Source organism: Pelagimonas sp., from assembly GCF_058892305.1.
This window is the reverse complement of the sequence record NZ_JBZXVN010000011.1, coordinates 30,796-47,966: the sequence shown is the minus strand read 5'-3', so window position 1 is coordinate 47,966 and position 17,171 is coordinate 30,796. Positions and strand designations below refer to the sequence as shown.

Annotated in this window: 15 protein-coding genes and 2 pseudogenes; 10 read left to right on the top strand and 7 right to left on the bottom strand. The window is 55.9% G+C overall.

The window, feature by feature from the left end:
• Window positions 1-27 precede the first annotated feature (27 nt).
• Window positions 28-777 carry a methyltransferase domain-containing protein gene (locus tag AC5EFR_RS04430; RefSeq protein ID WP_493574748.1) on the top strand — a complete coding sequence of 250 codons (750 nt, stop codon included), beginning with the start codon at window positions 28-30 and terminating at the stop codon, window positions 775-777.
• A gap of 5 nt (window positions 778-782) precedes the next feature.
• Here the strand turns inward: AC5EFR_RS04430 and AC5EFR_RS04425 are convergent, their stop codons facing one another.
• From AC5EFR_RS04425 to AC5EFR_RS04410, 4 genes are all read right to left on the bottom strand, one after another.
• Window positions 783-1,016: a hypothetical protein gene (locus AC5EFR_RS04425; protein WP_493574747.1), complete on the bottom strand. Its 234-nt coding sequence runs from the start codon at window positions 1,014-1,016 to the stop codon at window positions 783-785.
• Between the two features lie 81 nt (window positions 1,017-1,097).
• Complete coding sequence (locus AC5EFR_RS04420; protein ID WP_493574746.1) at window positions 1,098-1,745, bottom strand: hypothetical protein; 648 nt, start codon at window positions 1,743-1,745, stop codon at window positions 1,098-1,100.
• A gap of 1,149 nt (window positions 1,746-2,894) precedes the next feature.
• On the bottom strand, window positions 2,895-3,088 hold a 194-nt coding region (locus tag AC5EFR_RS04415), incomplete at its 3' end, for a hypothetical protein (protein ID WP_493574745.1).
• A 134-nt stretch (window positions 3,089-3,222) separates the two neighbouring features.
• The gene (locus AC5EFR_RS04410) at window positions 3,223-5,745 is read right to left on the bottom strand and encodes a calcium-binding protein (protein WP_493574744.1); all 2,523 of its coding nucleotides are present in this window, start codon (window positions 5,743-5,745) and stop codon (window positions 3,223-3,225) included.
• A gap of 494 nt (window positions 5,746-6,239) precedes the next feature.
• Between AC5EFR_RS04410 and AC5EFR_RS04405 the strand changes: the two genes are divergently transcribed.
• The 6 genes and pseudogenes from AC5EFR_RS04405 (at window position 6,240) to AC5EFR_RS04380 (ending at window position 11,187) form a co-directional block, all read left to right on the top strand.
• Window positions 6,240-6,851, top strand: coding sequence for a F0F1 ATP synthase subunit delta (locus AC5EFR_RS04405; protein WP_493574743.1), 612 nt, complete (start codon window positions 6,240-6,242; stop codon window positions 6,849-6,851).
• Window positions 6,852-7,908: pseudogene (atpA, locus tag AC5EFR_RS04400) on the top strand (F0F1 ATP synthase subunit alpha); the annotation flags it as partial.
• Between the two features lie 2 nt (window positions 7,909-7,910).
• Window positions 7,911-8,339: pseudogene (locus AC5EFR_RS04395) on the top strand (F0F1 ATP synthase subunit alpha); the annotation flags it as partial.
• Between the two features lie 12 nt (window positions 8,340-8,351).
• Window positions 8,352-9,230, top strand: a complete 879-nt coding sequence (locus AC5EFR_RS04390) for a F0F1 ATP synthase subunit gamma (protein WP_493574742.1) — start codon at window positions 8,352-8,354, stop codon at window positions 9,228-9,230.
• 16 nt (window positions 9,231-9,246) lie between these two features.
• A complete protein-coding gene (atpD, locus tag AC5EFR_RS04385; protein ID WP_493574741.1) occupies window positions 9,247-10,671 on the top strand; it encodes a F0F1 ATP synthase subunit beta in 1,425 nt (474 codons plus the stop codon).
• A 93-nt stretch (window positions 10,672-10,764) separates the two neighbouring features.
• Window positions 10,765-11,187, top strand: a complete 423-nt coding sequence (locus tag AC5EFR_RS04380; RefSeq protein ID WP_299935980.1) for a F0F1 ATP synthase subunit epsilon — start codon at window positions 10,765-10,767, stop codon at window positions 11,185-11,187.
• Between the two features lie 155 nt (window positions 11,188-11,342).
• Here the strand turns inward: AC5EFR_RS04380 and AC5EFR_RS04375 are convergent, their stop codons facing one another.
• Window positions 11,343-13,496 (bottom strand): DEAD/DEAH box helicase, encoded by a 2,154-nt coding sequence (locus AC5EFR_RS04375; protein WP_493574740.1) that lies wholly within the window; start codon window positions 13,494-13,496, stop codon window positions 11,343-11,345.
• Between the two features lie 199 nt (window positions 13,497-13,695).
• Between AC5EFR_RS04375 and AC5EFR_RS04370 the strand changes: the two genes are divergently transcribed.
• The gene (locus AC5EFR_RS04370) at window positions 13,696-14,046 is read left to right on the top strand and encodes an H-type lectin domain-containing protein (RefSeq protein WP_493574739.1); all 351 of its coding nucleotides are present in this window, start codon (window positions 13,696-13,698) and stop codon (window positions 14,044-14,046) included.
• Window positions 14,047-14,048: 2 nt separating this feature from the next.
• On the opposite strand, the gene AC5EFR_RS04365 is transcribed toward AC5EFR_RS04370, so the two are convergent.
• Together AC5EFR_RS04365 and AC5EFR_RS04360 are read right to left on the bottom strand one after the other, a co-directional pair.
• Window positions 14,049-14,558, bottom strand: a complete 510-nt coding sequence (locus tag AC5EFR_RS04365; RefSeq protein WP_493574738.1) for a hypothetical protein — start codon at window positions 14,556-14,558, stop codon at window positions 14,049-14,051.
• A 94-nt stretch (window positions 14,559-14,652) separates the two neighbouring features.
• Window positions 14,653-15,663, bottom strand: coding sequence for a ribose-phosphate pyrophosphokinase (locus AC5EFR_RS04360; protein ID WP_493574737.1), 1,011 nt, complete (start codon window positions 15,661-15,663; stop codon window positions 14,653-14,655).
• A 94-nt stretch (window positions 15,664-15,757) separates the two neighbouring features.
• Between AC5EFR_RS04360 and AC5EFR_RS04355 the strand changes: the two genes are divergently transcribed.
• Both AC5EFR_RS04355 and AC5EFR_RS04350 read left to right on the top strand, forming a co-directional pair.
• The gene (locus AC5EFR_RS04355) at window positions 15,758-16,357 is read left to right on the top strand and encodes a 2-hydroxychromene-2-carboxylate isomerase (RefSeq protein WP_493574736.1); all 600 of its coding nucleotides are present in this window, start codon (window positions 15,758-15,760) and stop codon (window positions 16,355-16,357) included.
• Entirely contained in the window at window positions 16,354-17,142 is a 789-nt protein-coding gene (locus AC5EFR_RS04350; protein WP_493574735.1) for an alpha/beta fold hydrolase, read from the top strand. Before AC5EFR_RS04355 ends, AC5EFR_RS04350 begins: the two co-directional genes overlap by 4 nt.
• Window positions 17,143-17,171: the final 29 nt, after the last annotated feature.

Here is a 17,171-nt window from a genome sequence, read left to right as displayed (position 1 = left end):
CCGCCACTGGGCTTCAATGGGGCTGACATGCATCTGGACGTACAAGTTTTGCGGGATTTCTATTATCGCAGCGCGCTAGGGCGGGCCGCGCAGAAAATCATTCGCAACCAAGTGTTGGACTTTTGGCCAGAGGCCAAAGGGCAAACCGTGGCCGGGTATGGGTTTGCGGTGCCTTTGTTGCGCCCGTACCTTCCGGATGCGCGGCGCGTCGTCGGGTTGATGCCCGGCCCGCAAGGGGTGATGCCATGGCCCGCTGGAATGCAAAATGTCAGCGTGTTGTGCGAAGAAACCCAATGGCCGCTGGAGACCGGGCATACGGATAAGCTGGTGTTAATGCATGGGTTGGAGACGTCGCAGAATCCGACCGAGGTCTTGGAAGAGGCGTATCGCGTGTTGGGCCCCGGTGGTCAGGCGTTATTTATTGTACCAAATCGGACCGGACTTTGGGCGCGTGCGGATCAAACGCCGTTTGGCTTTGGGCGGCCCTACACGTCGGGTCAGCTTGAGGCTCAGTTAAAGCGCCATGATTTTGTTCCCGAAGCGCATGTGTCGGTGCTATACCAACCGCCGTCCACCCGGCGGTTTTGGATGAAAACCGGGCCGTTCTGGGAAAAAACCGGTCGCGCCATTCCCGCCGTTATGGCCGGAGGAGTGATGATGGTTTTGGCGTCCAAACGCCATCCGCCGCGCCATCGCGGTGTTGGCGAAGCAGCAAGGGTGTTGAGCCCGCTGGATGTTTTGACACCAAAACCGGGCAAAGTGGCCGAGCCAGTTTGACCGCCTCAGCCAATCTGCGTGGTAACGACTACGTGGGAAATGCTGCGATCAGTCACGAGCTCCGGAGAGAAGGTTGAGTCATAGTCCATGCCCAGAGATGTGGGTTTAAGAGCGTTGAATTCACCTAGATGGATGTTTGCAAGGCCGAGACTCTTGCCTTGGATAAGGGCCAAGATGTCCGCATAGCCGTCGACTTGCTCGGGTATTTCCAACCCGTCTGAGAAACCCGTCTGAGACAAGGAACACCTCAATGTTCCAATCTTCGCGATCACCTCTGGGAGGGCTTTCGTCGGTTGTATCGGTGCGTGAATGAATAGCGATTAACTGGCCGTCGGTGTCTTCTGGGAACTCAATTTCGATCGTGTCTGAATTGCCGGCAGAAACACTTGGCGCAAGCGAAACGCTGTCAAAGCTGTGGTTGTCAGTGACCTGCATAGCAACCGTGTCGGCCACTCCATCTCCGCTCGCATCCACAAACGACGAAGACAGGCCAATGGTGATCTGATCTTCGCCGGCACCCGGTGTGATCCGTAGGCCGTCTTCGTCATATGCATTGACGCTAATCGTATCGTTCCCTGCCGTTCCGTCAAACGAAGACCCACTAGACAAAACGCCGTTGAGTAGTCATTCGGCTGTATTGATACGACTCCTACATGACCATCAACCAACAGATCAGGGCGGGCAATTGGTGTGATGCCTTCAACGATTTCATCCACCTCGATATCATAACCGGAAATCGGAGTGTCAGAGATGAATTCAGGACTTGGCAGGCGCGCATCCCAAATGCGCATCGGTTCGTCTCCGTTGTTGAAATCGTCCTCATTTGATCCGGTGCTACCGAGATCCCAAGACCCCACAAGCTGCATACCCAGATCATCAGTGATTTCGTTTAAATAGGAGTATGTTTCAACGTTGCCAAACCCTGCGCCCTCTTCGCGTGTTTCAGGGAATTTGGCACCTTCCGGCAAGAGGTAAAGATTGACTGAGTGGTCGACTTCATCCGCCTGGTTCCCCAAATTGCCCCGTTCGGGATTTGAAGTGCCACCAGCGATCCGGTTTCGTCTTCGCCGAGTTCGATGTTGACGGTTCCATCCGTATTCTCGGTCACAGTTGCCCCAAGATCAGGCTAAGGGGTGGCCACAAAAGCCGCGTCAACTTCGGCCTCAATATCCGCCAATTGGATCGTCGAGACATCAAAGGTTTCGACACCTAAAAAGACACTGGCAAAGCTGCCATCGCCTAGTTCCAACAGCAAAGTGCCATCCGAATAGGTCGGGGTGATCGGGCCGGGCAGGTTGGGGGACAGAACAAGCGTATCATCGGTAGGGTCAAATCCGAGAATGGAAGCGAGTTGAATGGGATCATCGAGCGTACCGCCAGTTAGTTCGCCCAGGGGACCCATCACTTGGAACGTGTTGATCCCCTGGCTGTCGATCAAGGTTTGTCGATAAAGCCCGGATGAATCTTCGGAAACCCCACCAGCTGTGAGGGTGTCATCGCCCTCACCACCGGAAATTGTGGTTTCGCCCGTTGCCACCAAATAATCGTCGCCGGAACCGCCTCCGATGTAGGTCTGTTCGGTATCCGCCTGAGGATCATCCAGCCGGATGACGTCGTTTCCGTCCTCTCCGAAAACAAACTCTGTTGGGCCAACGTCAATGGTGTCATCGCCGGTTCCGCCATGAATGGCCACTGACGCAACATCATAGATCAGATCGTCACCTTCGCCGCCTTCGACCAAACGCACAGGGTTATTTTCGGTTCCGGTTATCGTATCGTCGCCAGCAAGCCCGTTGGTCACGGTTCCAGCCGCAACAAGTGCATCGGCATTATCTGTTGCAGGGGGCGGTGGGTCATAGGGGAAACCCTCTGACGGATCAAATTGTCCTATGTCGTCTCCTAGGGGGGCGTAATAGGCGACCGGCTGATCGGACAAAATCTCCGGTATAGGGATATGCGTATCAAACGCTTCGAAGCGGTCCATCGGGTCAGTCTGTTCAGCCCTTAGAAAGCCCTCGTTTCCCAAGTCAAAGGCGTCAAGAACCGACGCGCCTTGAGCGCTAAGGTAATCGGTAAACTCATCGTCTTCTGAGGTCAAAAAATCTTGGTATTCGTNNACTAGGAACAACGTGGCCGTATGTTCGCTTGCAGAAGAGTGCCCCGAATTTGTTGGATAGGGAACGTATTGTTCGTCCGTGACAATGGTCACCAACGATCCGGTTTCGTCTTCCCCCAACTCGACTGTTACGCTGCCATCTTCGTTTTGGGATAGCGTGGCTCCGGTGTCAGGCTCTTCTGGAAGCTCCGGCACCTCGGGAACATCAGGGATGTCTGGACTGTTTGAATCGCCATCTGATCCGTCGTCTGACTCACTTGAAAAGGCCTAGGCCAAAAGCCCCGCCATCACCAAACCCAATATCGCTAAATACACTATCTCACTCCATTTTACGCGCCCACGGCCGCATACCTGCCGTCAACGTCGGCGGTTACATCGCTAAATATGATCGTGCTGGGGTCAAAGGTTTCAACATCGCTCAATAGGATTTGTAGGGTCGAACCGTCGGCATAGCTTAGGGTCACATTCGACCCGACAAACGCGACAGCCGTCGGCGTGCCAAGGGTTGTATCGATGATCAATGTATCTTCGGCGGCGTCAAAATCGGCGATCGTCGCAATACGGAGCGGATCGTCTGCGCTAGACGACGGGAGATCGGTCGGCAGTTGGACTTGGAAAGTGTCCGAGCCCTCACCACCCGTTGTGTATGCCCCAAAGACGGCCTCGTCACTGTCATACAGCGTGGTTATCGTGTCGTCGCCGTCACCGCCGATTACTTGCGCATCGCCGTTGGTTGCGATGTAGTCATTGCCGGCGCCACCTACAATAAGGGTTTCATCGAAGGATCGGCCTAGAACAACATCGTCACCGTCGCCAGCCTGCACATAGAATGGTTGGTCAATCGTGATCGTGTCATTGCCGCTGCCGCCATCTATCACGCCGATTTGGCCGCCATTTATGACGTCATCCCCGGCCTCACCTTCAAGAATGAAGCCATTTGGAGCATCAATGGTATCGTTGCCCTCGCCACCGGAAATGCGGGCAGAGCCACCGGTCAGCAGATCATCGCCGCTCGTGCCTTCTTGAGGCAGGCTATAGGGGATGTCTTGGACAGAGGTTGTTTCATAGAAGCGCCCAACATAAATGTTGTCGTCTGAGTCACTTGGCATAGACACAAAGACGGAATGCACATTGGCCTCCGAATGAAGTGTCGGCGGTGCGATACGTGTATCGCTGTAACGATCTTCGGGAAGCTCTAGATAATCGCTGACAACCGAGCCGAGGTTCCATTCGCCAAGATAGGTCAAGTCGAGGTGGCTATACATGTTGTCAGGATAAAGGCGGCCGTCTTCAGCAATTTGTTCGTCAGGGAAATCCGCGTAGGATGACGGAAGATCGGTGCCTTCGGGCGCATAGTAAAGGTGCATCTCATAGGCTTCGTAGTCACCGCCCGCACCGCGTATTGGGTAGGTGGCTTCGACAACAGCCGCAAAGACAGAGCCCGTATCACCCTCTGGCAGCTCGATGGTAATTGACCCATCTTCGTTTTTGGTGGCTGTGGGTTCGAGAACAGGCACATTGGCAAATGTTTCATCGACGTCTGCTTCGACATCCGCATAGGTGATTGAATTGACATCAAAACTCTCAACGCCAAGGGCGACGCTGGCGAAACTGCCATCACCCAGTTCGAGCAACACAGAGCCCTCGGCATAGGTGGCCGAGATTGGGCCAGGAAGGTTTGAGGAAAGCACAAGCGTGTCTTCGGCGGCGTCAAAATCGGTGATCGTGGCCAAATGCAATGGATCATCCGGCGTTCCGCCATACACGCCATCATCCGAAGCCATCACCTGGAAGGTGTCGGCACCCGCACCACCCGTCATGGTTGGGGCCGCTCGATGCGAAAGGTTGCCAGACTGGGTCGAGGACAAGGTATCGTCACCGTTACCCCCTTCTGCAAGTGTTTGACCAGAGGTCACAATATAGTCGTCGCCGCCATCGCCCCGGGCGGTCAAGGTCATGGCGTCTCGGTCGGGATCATTCAGACGCATCACATCGTCGCCATCACCCCCCAAAATGAACTCAGAACCTTCGGCAATGATCGTGTCGTTGTCGTCGCCACCACGAATAATCGTAGACCCATCCGAAATTATAAGATCGTCGCCCTCGCCACCCCTAATATCTCCGGCTCGACCGGAAATGCTATCATCGCCTGCAAAGCCCGATGTGGCAGTGCCACGCGCTGCCAGAACATCGTCGCCGTCCGTTCCGTGGGTGGGCGTGACATAGGGGGCATCCTCCGGGCCGTCAAAAGTTGGAAGATCAGAGAGCACCGCTTCTGAGTCACCGCCATCGACATAGGTGATTTCTGAGGATGAGATCAGCGTGGGAAGGGCAACTCGGGTGTCCCAAAAGCTTGAAACGCCCCCGTCCTGACTTCTGTCAATATCTCCAACATCCCCAAGGTCAAATTCCTCGATTAATGTCAGGCCATATATTGCGGCCGTTTCATCGCCGGAGACCGGTTCGTCCCGGTCTGCGTTAAATGCGTAATAGTCGTCCCAATATTCTTGCTGACTTTCGGGAAGGTCGGTCCCCTGTGGTACGAGATATAGCCTCAAGGAATGAGAATTCTCGAAAGAACAGCAAGCATTGGTGGGGATGCTTTCCTCGGTGGAATGAACCGCAACAAGGCTTCCGGTTTCGTCTTCGCCAAGTTCGACCGTGAAAGTCCCGTCCTGATTTGCCGTGATAGATGCACCAAGATCAAGTTCATCATCGGGGTCGACTGGCGGATCTACTGGGTCAGGCAGTGAATCTTGGGGGGCGTTGTTATCCGCATCGCTGTCCGAATCGTCGCCCACCATTGCAGCAAGCAAGCCAACCATTGCCAAACCTAGAAGTGCCAAAAACATCGAAATCGCCCTTTACCAAATTCCAAATCACGTCACAGAACGGCGGTATGTCGGTTCGTGCGCAATCTGCACTATCCCAGCCTCACGTCATCAATTGCCATTTTGACGAGAGTAAGTTGTGAAAACGCAAGTTATGCGGATTTATTCCTGTTTTCACCCAAGTTTTCAAGGGGTGTGACGTTACTTGGCGTCTGCGGAGGCAATGCCAGCGCAATACCGGTTATTGTTTCCCGTCGTCATTGTCGTGAGGCGTTTTGCTTAGGTGCAAAAACGCGGTTTTCGAGGGGCCAAAGGGGGGATTCTCTCAAAAATATCGAAAATAGATGCATCTTGAAGGCGCGCACAAAGTCGCACTTTTGCCCAAGTCCCTGTTTTACATGGGTTTAGCCCTAAAGTTAAAAATACCTTAGCATGTTGCTAGGTGCGAATAGCTCTGCTACATCCGCGTCGATTTATGTCTCTTGGAGCATTTCAAGAGTTCGACTTGCCCTCGGATGCGCCGGATCCCCGTCGCGTCACGGGGGCTGAATATCGAAAGGGTGGACGTGTCAGAATCTGCATCGATTTCCTCCGGCATCGCCGTGCGCTATGCCACCGCCATCTTCGAGATTGTTCAGGAGAATAAGAATCTCCCCAAGCTCGAAGCCAACCTTGATGATCTATCGGCTGCGCTGGACAACAGCGCCGACCTGCGCGAATTGATTTCGTCGCCGGTTTTCAGCCGTGAAGAGCAAGGCCAGGCGGTGTCGGCAATTGCCAATAAGATGGGCCTTATCCCGGCCGTCACCAACGCGCTGGGCCTGATGGCCCAAAAGCGCCGCTTGTTTGTTCTGCCTCAGCTGATCGCCGTTCTGCGCGATATGCTGGCAGAAGAAAAAGGCGAAGTAACCGCAGACGTCGCATCAGCCACCGCGCTGAGCGATGCTCAGGCAGCCAAACTCGCCGAGACGCTCAAAGCCTCCGTTGGCAAGGACGTCAAAATCAATGCGACCGTCGATGAAAGCCTCATTGGCGGTCTTGTCGTTAAGGTGGGCTCGAAGATGATCGACACGTCGATCCGCTCCAAGCTCAACTCCCTCCAGAATGCAATGAAAGAGGTCGGATAAATGGGTATCCAAGCAGCAGAAATTTCTGCGATCCTAAAGGACCAGATCAAGAACTTTGGCCAAGATGCCGAAGTTGCTGAGGTTGGTCGTGTGCTTTCCGTGGGGGACGGTATTGCCCGTGTCCACGGTCTGGACAACATCCAGGCCGGTGAAATGGTCGAATTCCCCGGTGGTATCATGGGCATGGCCCTGAACCTCGAAACCGACAACGTCGGTATCGTTATCTTCGGGTCCGACCGTGACATCAAAGAAGGCGACACCGTTAAGCGTACGAACTCCATTGTGGACGTTCCTGCCGGTGACGAGCTTCTTGGTCGCGTTGTTGACGGTCTGGGTAACCCGATCGACGGCAAAGGCCCTATCGGCACATCTGAGCGCCGCATCGCGGACCAGAAAGCCCCAGGCATCATCCCACGTAAATCGGTTCACGAACCGATGGCGACTGGCCTCAAAGCCGTTGACGCGATGATCCCAATTGGCCGTGGCCAGCGTGAGCTGATCATTGGTGACCGTCAGACCGGTAAAACAGCCGTTGCTCTGGATGCGATCCTGAACCAGAAATCATACAACGACGCCGCTGGCGACGACGAAAACAAGAAGCTGTACTGCATCTATGTTGCCGTTGGTCAGAAACGTTCGACTGTTGCTCAGCTGGTGAAAAAGCTGGAAGAGACCGGCGCGATTGACTACTCGATCGTTGTTGCCGCGACCGCGTCCGACCCAGCGCCTATGCAGTTCCTGGCACCCTATGCCGCGACCGCGATGGCCGAGCACTTCCGTGACAATGGCCGCCACGCGCTGATCATCTATGATGATCTCTCCAAGCAGGCTGTGTCTTATCGTCAGATGTCGCTGCTTCTGCGTCGTCCACCCGGACGTGAAGCCTATCCTGGTGACGTTTTCTATCTCCACTCGCGCCTGCTGGAACGTTCGGCCAAGCTGAACGAAGACAACGGTTCCGGTTCTTTGACCGCTCTGCCGATCATTGAAACCCAAGGTGGTGACGTTTCCGCGTTTATTCCAACCAACGTGATTTCGATCACCGACGGTCAGATCTNNCTGTCGGTTTCGCGCGTTGGCTCCTCGGCTCAAACCAAAGCCATGTCTTCGGTTGCTGGCCCTGTTAAGCTCTCGCTGGCTCAGTACCGCGAAATGGCTGCCTTTGCGCAGTTTGGTTCCGACCTTGACGCCGCAACCCAGCAGTTGCTGGCACGTGGTGCGCGTCTGACCGAGCTGATGAAGCAGGCCCAGTACTCGCCTCTGACCAATGCTGAAATCGTCTGCACCATTTTTGCCGGTACCAATGGGTATCTGGACAAAGTGGACGTAAGCGACGTTGGCCGCTACGAAGCTGGTCTGCTGACGCATCTGCGCGGCAAACACGCTGATTTGCTGGCTGACATCACCGACAATGACCGCAAGGTTAAAGGTGAGCTTGCAGACAAGGTCAAAGCTGCGCTGGATGCTTTCGCCGCTGACTTCTCGTAAGGAGGAGAGCAGATGCCGAATCTCAAGGACCTAAAAACCAGGATCGAGTCGGTCAAATCGACCCGCAAGATCACCAAGGCTATGCAGATGGTCGCGGCAGCAAAATTGCGCCGCGCCCAGGAAGCTGCAGAAGCTGCGCGGCCCTACGCCGCGCGCTTCAACGCCGTGATGGGATCGCTGGCTGCCGGTGTTGGCACCAGTGATAGCGCCCCTCGCCTTTTGGCGGGCACAGGCAAAGACGACGTACAGCTCTTGGTGGTTATGACCGCCGAGCGTGGGCTGTGCGGGGGCTTCAACAGCTCCATCGTCAAGCTGGCGCGGACCCGGATTGAGGCGTTGTTGGCCGAAGGTAAAACAGTGAAAATTCTCACTGTTGGCAAGAAAGGCCGCGAACAGCTGAAACGTGACTACGAAGCGAACTTCGTTGGCCATGTGGACCTGTCCGAGGTCAAACGTCTTGGTTACAGCAACGCTCAGGACATCGCTCGTGATGTGCTGGCGCGCTTTGACGCTGATGAATTTGACGTGGCGACGATCTTCTTCTCGAAGTTCAACTCCGTCATCAGCCAAGACCCGACTGCGCTGCAGATCATTCCCGCTGCTTACGAAAGCACCGGCGAGGAAGGTGCTTCATCGACGCTCTATGACTATGAGCCCGATGAAGAGGCCATTCTGAATGACCTGCTGCCACGTGGTGTAGCGACACAAATCTTCTCGGGCTTGCTCGAGAATGGTGCCTCGGAACAGGGCGCCCGGATGTCGGCTATGGACAACGCAACGCGGAACGCTGGTGATATGATTGATAATCTTACCATCCAGTTCAACCGTTCGCGTCAGGCCGTCATCACGAACGAACTGATCGAAATTATCTCGGGCGCCGAGGCGCTCTAAGAATCGGAGAATAGAAATGGCTAACGCACAAGGCAAAATCACTCAGGTGATTGGCGCCGTGGTTGACGTCCAATTCGGCGACCACCTGCCTGAAATTCTGAACGCCCTGAACACAAGCAACAACGGTAAGAAACTGGTTCTGGAAGTTTCCCAGCACCTCGGCGAAGGTACCGTTCGTTGTATTGCTATGGACGCGACCGAAGGTCTCGTTCGTGGTCAGGCTGTAGAAGACACCGGCGGACCGATCTCGGTTCCCGTTGGTAACGCTACTCTGGGCCGCATCCTGAACGTTGTTGGTGAGCCGGTTGACGAAGGTGAACCTCTCAACGCAACGGAATACCGCTCCATTCACCAGCCCGCTCCTGAGTTTGACGAGCAGGCGACTGAATCCGAAGTTCTGGTTACCGGCATTAAGGTTATCGACCTGCTGGCTCCATACTCCAAGGGTGGTAAAATTGGTCTCTTCGGTGGTGCCGGTGTTGGCAAAACCGTTCTGATCATGGAACTGATTAACAACATCGCCAAAGTGCACTCGGGCTTCTCCGTATTCGCGGGTGTTGGTGAGCGTACCCGTGAAGGCAACGACCTTTACCACGAGATGATCGAATCCAACGTTATTAAGCCTGACAACCTCGAAGAATCGCAGGTTGCTCTGGTGTACGGCCAGATGAACGAACCTCCCGGTGCGCGTGCGCGTGTTGCCCTGACAGGTCTGACCCTGGCGGAACAGTTCCGGGACCAATCCGGTACCGACGTTCTGTTCTTCGTTGACAACATCTTCCGCTTTACTCAGGCGGGCTCCGAGGTTTCGGCTCTGCTCGGTCGTATTCCTTCGGCGGTGGGCTACCAGCCAACACTGGCCACCGACATGGGTGCGATGCAGGAACGGATTACATCGACCAAAAACGGTTCGATCACATCCATTCAGGCCGTTTACGTGCCTGCGGATGACCTTACCGACCCTGCGCCTGCAACCACCTTTGCTCACTTGGACGCGACAACCGTTCTGAACCGTGCGATCTCCGAGCTGGGCATCTACCCAGCGGTTGACCCGCTCGATTCGTCTTCGCGCCTGATGGACCCACAGATCGTTGGCGAGGAGCACTACAATGTTGCTCGTGATGTTCAGGGTATCCTCCAGCGCTACAAGTCGCTTCAGGACATCATCGCGATCCTCGGCATGGACGAACTGTCTGAAGAAGACAAACTGACCGTTGCCCGGGCGCGTAAGATCCAGCGTTTCCTCTCGCAGCCGTTCGACGTTGCGAAGGTCTTCACTGGCTCCGACGGTGTTCAGGTTCCTTTGGAAGATACCATCAGCTCGTTCAAAGCTGTTGTGGCCGGTGAATATGACCACCTGCCAGAAGGTGCCTTCTACATGGTTGGCGGCATTGACGAAGTGCTGGCAAAAGCCGAGAAGCTGGCTGCGGAAGCTGCCTAAGTGGCGGTGGGGTAAAACCCCACCCTACATCTTTCCTTAACCGACGGGGCCGGCGGTGCTCGCACCGCCACCCCGGAGACGGAGACATAAAAAATGGCAGACACGATGCAATTCGATCTGGTCAGCCCCGAACGTAGCCTGCTCACTGCACAGGTCACCTCGGTGCAGATCCCAGGTGCCGATGGCGACCTGACCGCGATGCCGAACCACGCTCCGCTGATCACCACCCTGCGCCCCGGCGTCCTGACTGTGGACACCGACAAAGGCGTTCAGGAATTTGTGGTCACGGGTGGCTTTGCCGAAATCGGTGAAAGCCTGTCGGTGCTGGCTGAAAAAGCGCTGCCTAAGGGCGACGTTGATCAGGCAACCTATGACGCATTGGTAGATGAGGCTCAGGCCGTCTACACCCAGACCAAAGAAGCCGGTGCTTCCGTGGATGACGCAGCCAAGCTGCTGAACGACATGGTTGCGATTGCTGGTGCTGTTGGCCTGACTGCGAAAGCCGCATCTCTGTAAAGAGCGCGATAACGCAAAGATACAAAAAGCCCCGGCGCTGAGATGCGACCGGGGCTTTTTCTTGTTCGAACTCTTCAAATCAAGGGGCTTCTGCCCTGTCATCTTGCAAAGTAAACTCCGGGGAGTGCGAGGGGCTGGCCCCTCGCTCCCGCCCTCTATTTCTTGCGCGTCGGGCGGGCGTCACCGCCTTTGCGGGGCGGGCCTAGGCGTTTGCTGGTCGACGTTGCACCCGGCTTGCCCTTTGGTTTGCCGCCGGGTTTTCCTCCGGGTTTTCCACCGGGACCTTTGGCAAAGGGTTTACCGCCCGGTTTCCCACCTGGTCCTTTGGAAAATGGCTTGTCGCCAGGTTTACCGCCGGGCTTGCCCGACCGTTTGCCATCAGGTTTGCGATCAGACTTGTCAAAGGATTTCCCACCCTCTTTCCGAGGCCCTTTGCTCGTAGGTCTCTCTGCATCATCATGACGCTCGCGTGGCTTGCGGAACTCGGCCTCGGCCGCCTGCGCTTCGCCACCCCAAACGGCTTTACCGCTTTTCTTGACATGAGGCTTTTCACGCGGCTTGTCGTCGTCGCGCTTCGGTTTGTAATCGGACTTTGGCTTGGGGCGATCATCATAGTCCCGTTTGGGCTTGCGCTCACCACGCGGTTCAAAGTCATCTCGCTCGCGAAAGGGTCTTTTGCCGCCGGGTTTCGGGCCACGCGGCCCCCCTGACGGGCGGCGCTCAAGGTCAGGTGCCTTATCGAGCTTGCGGATGGTCATGCCTTCCTCAAGTTCACCACCATCGCCAACCTTATCGAGGAAACCGGCCACTGCGGGTTGGGCCAATTCAACAAAGGTCTCTTTCTCTTGGACGCGGATCGCGCCAATCGAATCCTTGGTGATGTCACCGGCGCGACAGACCAAAGGCAACAACCAACGGGCCTCGGCACGATCCTTGCGCCCGGCGGAAACCGAGAACCACGTCGACGGTCCAAAGGGAGCGCGCTCTTTGCGTTCCTTACGCTCAGGCCGTGAATTGGGGTCGGCCAATTCCTCTGGGGCCGATTTGCGCGATTGGTACAACTTCAAATAGGCGGCGGCGATGGTTTCAGGTGCATGAAGCTCAAGAAGCTTGGCCGCGAATTCTTTGTGCTCGTCCGATGCTTCTTCGGTCCAAACTGGATCGGTCAAAAGACGCTCTTCGTCTTTGCGCATGATCTCTTCGGCACTTGGGGCTTCGACCCACTCGGCCTTGAGCTTGGCCCATTTCAATAACCGTTCGGCCTTCTTGGCGATTTTAGGCGTCACAACTAGCGCCGAAATCCCCTTTTGACCGGCGCGACCTGTCCGACCAGACCGGTGTAACAACGCTTCGGTGTTGGTAGGAAGGTCGGCGTGAATAACCAACTCCAACTTGGGCAGGTCAATACCTCGGGCCGCAACGTCTGTGGCCACACAGACGCGGGCACGTCCGTCACGCATCGCTTGCAGCGCGTGTGTCCGTTCGTTCTGTGACAGCTCCCCAGAGAGGCTCACAACCGCGAAACCACGATTGGAAAAGCGCGCGGTCAGGCGATTGACAGCGGCGCGGGTGTTGGCGAACACGATGGCTTTTTCAGCCTCGTGGTAACGCAGAATGTTGATGATGGCATGTTCTGCGTCTTGCTGGGCGGCACGCACCGCCTGATAGGTGATATCGGCGTGCTGCTCTTTGCCGGACACGGTCGAAATCCGCTCGGCATCGTTTTGGAAGTTCTTGGCCAGCTTGGCAATCATCGGCGACACAGTGGCCGAGAACATCAAGGTGCGGCGATCTTCCGGTGCCTCACCCAGCATAAATTCCAAATCTTCGCGAAAGCCAAGGTCGAGCATCTCGTCCGCTTCGTCCAGAACCACGGCCTTGAGGCCGTCCATCTGCAACGATCCACGTTCGATATGGTCGCGCAAACGCCCCGGCGTGCCGACAACAATATGTGCCCCGCGTGATAGTGCCCGGCGTTCATCGCGCATATCCATGCCCCCAACACAGGACGCGATCCAGGCTCCGGTTTTAGCGTATAGCCATGTCAACTCACGCTTGACCTGAAGCGCCAATTCGCGGGTTGGTGCAATCACCAAAGCAACCGGCGCTTCGGCGCGGCCCATATGCACAGCATCACCTAGCAGAGTTGGCGCAATCGCCAAACCAAATCCAACTGTCTTACCCGATCCGGTCTGGGCAGAGACGAGCAGATCCTTGCCTTGGAGGTCAGGGTTAGAACAGGCGGTTTGAACGTCTGTCAGGGTGTCGTAACCGCGTTCGGTTAAGGCATCTTGCAATGGGGCAATCATCAGGGAATCTTTCAGCGGAGGAGGGGGCTAAGCGCTGGCCTATATAGCGCAAAGGCCAAGATGTATATGCCAAAAGCGCCACAAGGTGAATGGCAACGCTTTTGAAACCACTCTTTGGCATTCCCTTTTAGGGGCGAAGGGCGATATACCCGTTTGACGGGAAAGGCGGACGCCCCGGCAGTAACGTAAGAGAACGACTATGCGCAAATATGTGGGCTCACTCATCGGGGTGGATCAAGGCAACGAAGAAGTCTTTTCCGATTTCGCATCGGGTGGCGACATGTGGACTGGCCATGGGGCGCGCGAGAGGCGCAAAAAGGTCAAGTTCTCGGAACCCTTCCGCAGCATTCCAACCGTTCAGGTCACCTTGTCCCTATGGGACATGGACCAAGGGGCTAATGTGCGCGCCGACATCACCGCCGACAAGATCACCGAAAAGGGCTGTGACTTGGTGTTTCGCACTTGGTCTGACACCCGTGTTGCCCGCGTCCGCATGAGCTGGACTGCGATTGGTGAAGTGGCGTCGGATGATGATTGGGAACTGTATTAAATCTAGTTTTCAACACCGTCGGCAGGAACGAGTTGACGCACAAACGCCCCCATGATGATCGGAATTTCGTCCTGGGTCAGACGACCGTGATCTTGGAGAAAGACTTCGATCTTGCGGCCGGTGTAGCGGCCCCAGGGCTCGCCTTCCTTCATGATCAGGTTCAGCTCGGACAAAACAACGGCGCGTCCATGGCAAATTGTGCATTTGCGAATGAAAAGCTGACCACTGTCTTGGATGGTCTCTAAGTGTTCCATCATTGTGTCGATTTCACTGTTTGACAATCGCCCGTGACCGGTTTGCAAGAACGTGCGAACCGGGATTTGCGTTGAATTGCCGATCAACTCTGTCCCATCGACGACAACGCTTTGACTTACAAACTCTCCGGCATGAGGAACGTGGCAGGTTCCGCATTTGCTCTCATACAAAATATGCGGATCGATCTGTTGGGCGTGGCCGGTGCTGGCCCCAAGCATTGCGGCGAAACCGAACATGGCGGCAATGGAAGGTTTCATGTTGACCTCCAACAAAAAAGGCGCGCCGCAAGTGGCGCGCCGGTCTTTGTACTGTGTCAGGTCTGGCAAACTAGGCCATGACCTCGGTCAAATCTTACAAGATACCTTCGTAGATTGGCCCGAGCACGTCGGTTTCAAACAGCGACGACACCGACGTGCCGTTCCAGATGTTCAGGATAGATTGCGCAAACAAGGGGGCCGTTGGCAGGACGCGAATATTGGCGGCGCCTTTGACGGCTTCTGTTGGCTGGATTGAATCGGTTAGAACCAGCGTTTTGAGAACCGATTTGGTGACGCGATCAACCGCAGGGCCGGACATCACACCATGCGAGATATAGGCGTGAACCTCGGTGGCGCCGTGCTCAAGGATCACCTCAGCAGCTTTGCAAAGCGTGCCGGCGGTGTCGCACATGTCGTCAACGATGATACATTTCTTGCCTTCGACATTGCCGATCACGGTCATTTCCGCGATCTCACCGGGCTTTTCGCGGCGTTTATCAACGATCGAAAGTGGCGCGTTGATGCGTTTGGCCAATTCGCGGGCCCGGGCCACGCCGCCAACATCGGGTGAGACAACCATCACGTCTTCGAGCTGACCTGCGAATTGTTTCTTGATGTCGAGCGCGAAAATCGGCGAGGCATAGAGGTTATCAACTGGAATGTCGAAAAAACCCTGAATCTGGGCGGCGTGCAGGTCCATGGTCAAGACCCGCTCGATCCCGGCTTCGGCGATCATATTGGCGACCAGCTTGGCCGTAATCGGCGTACGGGCCTTGGTACGGCGATCCTGACGGGCATAGCCGAAATAGGGCATCACGGCGGTGATCCGCGCCGCAGAGGAGCGCCGCAGCGCATCGGCCATGACCAACAACTCCATCAGGTTGTCATTGGCTGGGTTCGACGTGCTTTGCATGATATACATGTCTTCGCCGCGGACGTTTTCGAACACTTCGACGAAAACTTCGCCGTCGTTGAAACGTTCGATGCGCGCATCGACAAGGTTAACGCTCATGCCGCGATATAGCGACATGCGGCGGGCAACGGCTTCGCCCAAGGGGCGGTTGGCATTGCCTGAGATGATTTTGGGTTCAACGACAGTGGGCATGAGTGGGGCTCCGGAAGATGACGGATTCGTGACGTTGCGGTCGCCTTAACATGTGCTTAGCATTCACACCAGCAACACCATCAGGAGAAGAGCATTGGCTCATATCGATTACTATTTCACGACTCTGTCCCCATGGGCCTATCTTTGCGGTTCCAGAGTCGAAGAAATCGCCGCTAAACACGGGGCCAGCCTCACCTATAAACCTCTGGATATTGGTCAATTGTTCGGGCGGACGGGTGGCACATTGCCGAAAGATCGTCATCCAAGCCGTATGGAATATCGAATGCAAGAACTGCTCCGGGCTAAGAAAAAGACCGGCCTAGCATTGACGCCCAAGCCGGCCTTTTGGCCAACAAATGGCGCTCCGGCCTCTTATGCAATCATTGCGGCCCAAAACGCTGGTGGTGGTGATATGGGCAAGTTGGTGCAAGGTATTTTCCGAGCCTGTTGGGCCGAGGAAAAGGACATTGCCACGGATGAGGTGGTGAAATCCGCCCTCGAGGCCGCTGGTTTTGACCCCAAGCTTGCCGATAGCGGTTTGCTGACCGGGGCCGAAACATACGCCCGCAACCTCGAAGAGGCGGTGAACAATGGTGTCTTTGGGTCGCCCTTCTTTGTCGTGGACGGCGAACAACGCTTTTGGGGTCAGGATCGTTTGGACGATTTGGACGCGCATTTGGCGGGTGATCTTTGACCAAGCTGAACGTAACGCAATTTGGAAAGGGGCCTGAAACGGCCCTTTTCATGCATTGTTCTTTGGCCCATGGGGGGATGTGGAAGTCTATTGTCAGCCCCTTGGCGGACAAGGTGACCGGGTTTGCCCCGGATATGCCGGGCCACGGCCGGTCTGCGCCTTGGGATGGCCAAGGTGACGTCCATGATGCCGTGACAGCCGGTATTCGACCTCTGTTGACGGATGGGTATCATCTCGTGGGGCATAGCTTTGGCGCGACCGTTGCTTTGCGATTGGCGCTTGAGGCACCGGACAAAGTTAGGTCACTCACGATGATTGAACCGGTGCTGTTTGCCGCCGCAAAAGGCACACCTGACTATGAGAGCTACAGAGTGGCGCTGCGCCCCTATTTGGATGCGCGTGCGGTCGAGGATTGGCCGGCTATGGCCTTGGCATTTCATACCTCATGGGGCGGCGGGGCACCGTGGGACAACGTACCAAAACCGACGCAACAGGCGATTGTTGGTCTTATGCCGATGGTGGCAGCCTCAGAGGCAAGCCTGACGGAGGATTCCTGTGGTTTGTTGGCGGCGGGTCGGCTCGAAAAACTATTGATGCCGGTGACGTTTTTGCGCGGCGGGCAATCGCAGCCAGTGATGGCGCAAATCCATGCCAATCTCATGTCGCGGATTCCGCAGGCGCGTGACGTGGTAATCGAGGAGGCCGGGCATATGCTGCCAATTAGCCACCCCGCGCCGGTGAGCGAAGCCTTGGCCGCGCAATTGGCCACAGTGGCCGCCGTTTAGGCATCGAGAAGAGGGCCGGACTTGGTTGG

What these genes read in the sequence shown, in the direction of transcription:
- AC5EFR_RS04405 (WP_493574743.1), top strand. Translation starts at nt 6,240, where the DNA reads ATGCGCCGGATCCCCGTCGCGTCACGGGGGCTGAATATCGAAAGGGTG.
- AC5EFR_RS04380 (WP_299935980.1), top strand. Translation starts at nt 10,765, where the DNA reads ATGGCAGACACGATGCAATTCGATCTGGTCAGCCCCGAACGTAGCCTG.
- AC5EFR_RS04410 (WP_493574744.1), bottom strand. Translation starts at nt 5,745, where the DNA reads ATGTTTTTGGCACTTCTAGGTTTGGCAATGGTTGGCTTGCTTGCTGCA.
- atpD (WP_493574741.1), top strand. Translation starts at nt 9,247, where the DNA reads ATGGCTAACGCACAAGGCAAAATCACTCAGGTGATTGGCGCCGTGGTT.
- AC5EFR_RS04365 (WP_493574738.1), bottom strand. Translation starts at nt 14,558, where the DNA reads ATGAAACCTTCCATTGCCGCCATGTTCGGTTTCGCCGCAATGCTTGGG.
- AC5EFR_RS04430 (WP_493574748.1), top strand. Translation starts at nt 28, where the DNA reads ATGCATCTGGACGTACAAGTTTTGCGGGATTTCTATTATCGCAGCGCG.
- AC5EFR_RS04370 (WP_493574739.1), top strand. Translation starts at nt 13,696, where the DNA reads ATGCGCAAATATGTGGGCTCACTCATCGGGGTGGATCAAGGCAACGAA.
- AC5EFR_RS04390 (WP_493574742.1), top strand. Translation starts at nt 8,352, where the DNA reads ATGCCGAATCTCAAGGACCTAAAAACCAGGATCGAGTCGGTCAAATCG.
- AC5EFR_RS04375 (WP_493574740.1), bottom strand. Translation starts at nt 13,496, where the DNA reads ATGATTGCCCCATTGCAAGATGCCTTAACCGAACGCGGTTACGACACC.
- AC5EFR_RS04360 (WP_493574737.1), bottom strand. Translation starts at nt 15,663, where the DNA reads ATGCCCACTGTCGTTGAACCCAAAATCATCTCAGGCAATGCCAACCGC.